This window comes from Symbiopectobacterium sp. (genome assembly GCF_051710365.1).
Lineage (GTDB): Bacteria > Pseudomonadota > Gammaproteobacteria > Enterobacterales > Enterobacteriaceae > Symbiopectobacterium.
The window spans coordinates 1-4,716 of record NZ_JBPETA010000217.1; the positions used below are offsets into that span (position 1 = coordinate 1).

Here is a 4,716-nt window from a genome sequence, read left to right on the forward strand (position 1 = left end):
AATGGCAACATTACTTGATGGTAAACGGGTCTGGGCAGAAAAAAATCTGAACCAGATTTAATCTGACAGACACCTGTATAAATAACCGGTAACTGTCAGATCAGGTCTGAGCTAGTACACATCATGTAACTCTAACCACTGTGCAAAATTGTCGGCCACCAACGGGCGCGAGAAATAATAGCCCTGGCCCTGATCGCAATTGTACTGCCATAAATAGTCGAGCGTTTCCTCATCCTCAATCCCTTCTGCCAGCACTAGGTAATTCAATTTATGCAGCATCTCAATGGTGTGCTGCACGATAATGCTGCTGCTCTTATCCGTCTTCATATCCTTGATCAGCGACTTATCGAGCTTGATCACGTGGGCTGGGGTGTTTTTCAGGTAGTTAAGGTTGCTGTAACCGGTTCCAAAGTCATCCAAGGAGATCATGAAGCCCTGGTCTTTCAGTTTTTTAATGGTGGAGAGCGCGGCGGAGTTTTCGACTATTTTTTGCGTTTCAAGGCATTCAAATTCAATATCGTGGATGCTGAGTTCATTGGTTCGTAGGATGCGCTGTAAACGTTCAATCAAATCTTCTTCGGCGAAGTTGGTAACGGTGACGTTGACCGAGACGGAAATATTAATGCCAGATTGTCGCCATTTTCTGACTTGCCGTGCCGCCTGCTGAATAACCCACTCCGTTAGTGGACGCATCAGGGTGGTATCTTCGGCCAGTGGAATAAATTGGTCCGGGTAGATTTCACCGAATTCGGGGTGTCGCCAGCGAATCAACGCTTCGGCACCGATCACGCGCCGCGTTTTGATATGCAATTTCGGCTGGTACACCAGATACAGGCCCGGATGTCCGTGCTGCAAGGTATCCGATAAATCGTTAAGCAGCGTGAAAGCGCGCTTTTGGTACTCATCACTCTCTTTGTGATAGGCCATCAGGCGCGTATTTTTCTTAAGCGCATCGTGTAGCGCACTCAATGCCTCACGCAGAATACGTTGCGGGTCATCAATCGGGATCTGAAATTCGGTATAGCCAATAAAAATTTCCAGTTTCAACGGGATATGGCTGGTGATGCTTTGCTGAATTCGGTCAGCGCACGACATCAGCGTACTCAGTACCTGCTCTTGCTGCTCTTTTTTGACCAGCAGTGCAAAACGGCCCGCAGAAATACTGTAGATGCTGGCTTGCCGGCTGATATTCAGTCGTAGGAACAGACCGATATCTTTGAGTACGCTTTCTACAGTTGGCATCCCGAGAGAGCGCGCCATTTCATAGATATAGGTAAGATCGATGCTATCGAGTAGGATGAGAACGAAATCTTCGAAAATATCCGTGGACTGGCTGATGTCTTCGATAAGACGCTGGCGATTGGGCAATAGGGTCACGGCATCGATCAGGCCAATGGCGTTGCGGTATTCGATCAGCGCCATGGTAATAGATGCCAGCGTTTTTAAATCACGGCGCTGCATTTTTGAAAACGAACGTGCAACATAGTCGACAACGCTTAGGGTGCCGATGGCATAACCGGCTTTGGTAATCAGCGGGATACCCGCATAAAACCGGATATGAGGCTCACCGCTGACATACGGGCTGTTCTTAAAGCGCTCATCCTGCGATGCGTCATTGCAGACCAGCAGTTCGTTGGTTTGCATGGTGTACTGATCGAGTGCGCCGACTTTGCGCATCTCGCTGAGCACGAAATTGTGTTTGGCTTTGATATGCAATGAATGGGTATCACTGACGGTGATCAGCGCGCTGGGCATATTCAATATCTTGCTGGTCAACGAAGTGATTTGGCTAAGCACATTATCTTGAGAGGTATCCAGGTGAAACAATAACCTATCGAGCGCATGCATCCGCTGCTCCTCATCATGATTCAACTGTCTTAGCATTGATGACTCCATTTATGCGCTATAAGAACACCTCATCTTAGCCTATTCAATAGGGGACAAACCTGTCATTAGGCACCGCTATTCATGATATTTCACAGGATAAAAAACCGGAGAAGTACCGCGTTTACATTATCTGATGAAAACGAGAAGGGCGTAGTAAGGCGATTTTACATGAAACCGATCGCCTGGCTAGCGCTTGTATGCGCGGCGTTTAGCTTTACGCTGCGTTTGGCGATAAATTATTCTGAAACAGCAGCGTTTTTCATCGCATGACGTGCCAGCGCCTTCAATTGTCGCTGAATGGCGGTGATGGCAACCGCATGATTGTCAGCTCGATCGCGTTCGCTGGCATCTGGCGCAGAGCTTTGAATACCAATCAATTGCCAGCCTTGTAGCGTTTTCAGCATCAGTGGAGAACCGCTGTCGCCGGGTAAGGTGTCGCACTGGTGAGATAGAATCGCGGACGCGGCCCAACCGGTAATCACACAATCCTGATGGCGATAGAGCGCTTCCTGGTGGTCTTCGGGATAGCCTGCCTGCGTGACCTTTGCTTGTTGTTGCGCCAGCGCGGCATTCAGTTCTGACTGCGTGCCATTCCAGGTGGTTAATGGCGTGATGCCCGCAGGCGTATCGCGCAGCCAAATCAGTGCATAATCCAGCGGTGCGGCGGCGGGAGAGACAATCCACCCTTCGCCGTCGGGCTGCAATTTTTTGCGTAGCGGTACACAGGTTGCCGCTGGCGGTTTCCAGTTGACCAATGGCCTGCTAGGGCCAGGCGTTGGGTGTCGGCACCGGATCGCGGTCGTCATGATTGAAGAAAAGGGTTTTTTGACGTTCCGCTTCCGAGGGGGATTGTTCAGCCCAGCTATGGGCTGCGGGTAACGCTATCAAACAGTACAACCAAGCCAGTTTACGCATCAATAGGATTACCTTGCAGAAAAGCGATACCTTTTTACGTTGCCCACTAACTATAGTCAGGTTTGCCAGGATGGTGGGTTCAGGTGCTATCTGGAATCGATTTTGTGTTCGTCATAAAAAGAACAGCAGCGTGATAAACCCGCACACCAGCACCAACGTAAACGCAATTTCAAATGAGTAGCGATGGAACATCATCAGGCACCCCATTAAATATACCGTGTGCGTCCGGGCATACGGCGGCTACCGGGAGGGGAGCGGCTGGAATGCCTGTTATAAAAAAACACCCGATTCACAGGGTGTCATACTCGCTAACTCTGCGTGAAACCCGCTGGTGTTGGCGGCGTTTTATGGCTAACAAGTCCCTGCCGGAGCAGGGAACTTGAGACAAGAAACGGTGATACGGTTAGGCTGCGGTAGGTGCCGGTTTTTTAGCGGCTTTCTTCACGTGTTTTTTGGCAGCCTGAGCTTTTTGTGCGGCAGGTTTAGTCGCTTTCTTCACGTGTTTCTTAGCCGCTTGAGCCTTTTGTTCAGCCGGTTTAGCGGCTGTTTTAACGGTTTTTTTCGCATGTTCCTGAGCATGTGCAGCAGGTGTGGTTGCTGGTGCAGCCGTGGTGTTCGCTGCAAACGCGACAGAGGAGAGACCCAGAGCGGCACCTGCGATCAACACTAATACTTTTTTCATCATCAATTCCTCATTATTCCGTTCACATGTGGGCCCTGAAGCGGCCCGGTGAAAGAAGCATAAGAAAAAGCCCGTTGAGGGTCTGTGAGTCATTGGTATCGGTGTGTAACGCAATGTACACCATCAGGATGGGAGTGCAGGGCGAACGGGGATATCGGTTTTGATCGGCCAGCAGAAGCGGAAACGTGCGCCTCCCCATTCATTGCTCTCCACCACAATGGTGCCGTCATACGCCTGCACGATGGCATAAACAATCGCGAGGCCCAGCCCACAACCGCCACTGCTGTTTTCCAACCCTGCCTCCAGTCGGATAAACGGCTCAAATACCGTTTCCCGGTCTTCCTGAGCAATGCCGGGGCCATCGTCATCCACCCGAAGACAGGCCATTGGCCCATCGCGGGATACTCTGACGGTGATGCGTGAGTGGCAGAAACGCAGTGCGTTATTGACCAGATTATCCAGCACCCGCTCCATCAGGCGCATATCGAGATAGCCAATATCCGTACCGGGCAGCATCGACAGCGCGAATACCTTATCCGCGTGCAGCATGCGCCACTCATCGATTTTATTTTGCAGCCAGGCAGTCACATCAATTTGCGTCAGGTGGAGTGAGACTTGTGGGCGATCGAGGCGTGCATAGATCAGCAACTCGTCAATCAGCGCTTCCAATTGCCCAATGTCGCGGTTGAGCGCCGTTTGTTCATCCTCACTCAAATTGTCGCTCATGGCGAGGCGATAGCGCAGGCGTACCAGCGGGGTGCGTAATTCATGGGCAATGTTGTCGATCAGCCGCTTTTTACTGACAATCAGTTGATTGAGATTATCGGCCATTTGGTTAAATGCGATACCCAGTCGCACCATGCTTGATGTGTTGTCATAGTGCAGTCGCTCTTCAAGATGGCCTTCACCCAATCGCTGCGCGGCATTTTCCAGCTTCAACATGGCCTGCCAATGCGGTCGCATCCACAAGAACACTGGCAGTGCCAGAGAAAGACCAATCAGCATCACAAACAGCAAATCCCACAGCCGCATTTCATGCAGGAAAAACAGATAAGGGATTGGCCCGACCGAGAGCACATAGTGAGAGCGCGGGATACGCTGGATAAAGGTGTACTAGCTCAGACCTGATCTGACAGTTACCGGTTATTTATACAGGTGTCTGTCAGATTAAATCTGGTTCAGATTTTTTTCTGCCCAGACCCGTTTACCATCAAGTAATGTTGCCATTGGCG

2 protein-coding genes and 2 pseudogenes are annotated in these 4,716 nt (G+C 50.6%); all 4 read right to left on the reverse strand.

All coding sequences use genetic code 11. The annotated features are described in order from the left end of the window. Nucleotides 1-111: 111 nt before the first annotated feature. The gene (locus tag ACTBDZ_RS15170) at nt 112-1,884 is read right to left on the reverse strand and encodes a sensor domain-containing phosphodiesterase (RefSeq protein WP_438815931.1); all 1,773 of its coding nucleotides are present in this window, start codon (nt 1,882-1,884) and stop codon (nt 112-114) included. 239 nt (nt 1,885-2,123) lie between these two features. Next, a pseudogene (locus ACTBDZ_RS15175) lies at nt 2,124-2,802 on the reverse strand (trypsin-like serine peptidase). 403 nt (nt 2,803-3,205) lie between these two features. After that, entirely contained in the window at nt 3,206-3,484 is a 279-nt protein-coding gene (asr, locus tag ACTBDZ_RS15180) for an acid resistance repetitive basic protein Asr (RefSeq protein ID WP_438815932.1), read from the reverse strand. A gap of 123 nt (nt 3,485-3,607) precedes the next feature. After that, nucleotides 3,608-4,597, reverse strand: a pseudogene (rstB, locus tag ACTBDZ_RS15185) (two-component system sensor histidine kinase RstB); the annotation flags it as partial. Nucleotides 4,598-4,716 lie beyond the last annotated feature (119 nt).

Coding starts and splice junctions, on each gene's coding strand:
- ACTBDZ_RS15170 (WP_438815931.1), bottom strand. CDS start 1,884: ATGCTAAGACAGTTGAATCATGATGAGGAGCAGCGGATGCATGCGCTC.
- asr (WP_438815932.1), bottom strand. CDS start 3,484: ATGAAAAAAGTATTAGTGTTGATCGCAGGTGCCGCTCTGGGTCTCTCC.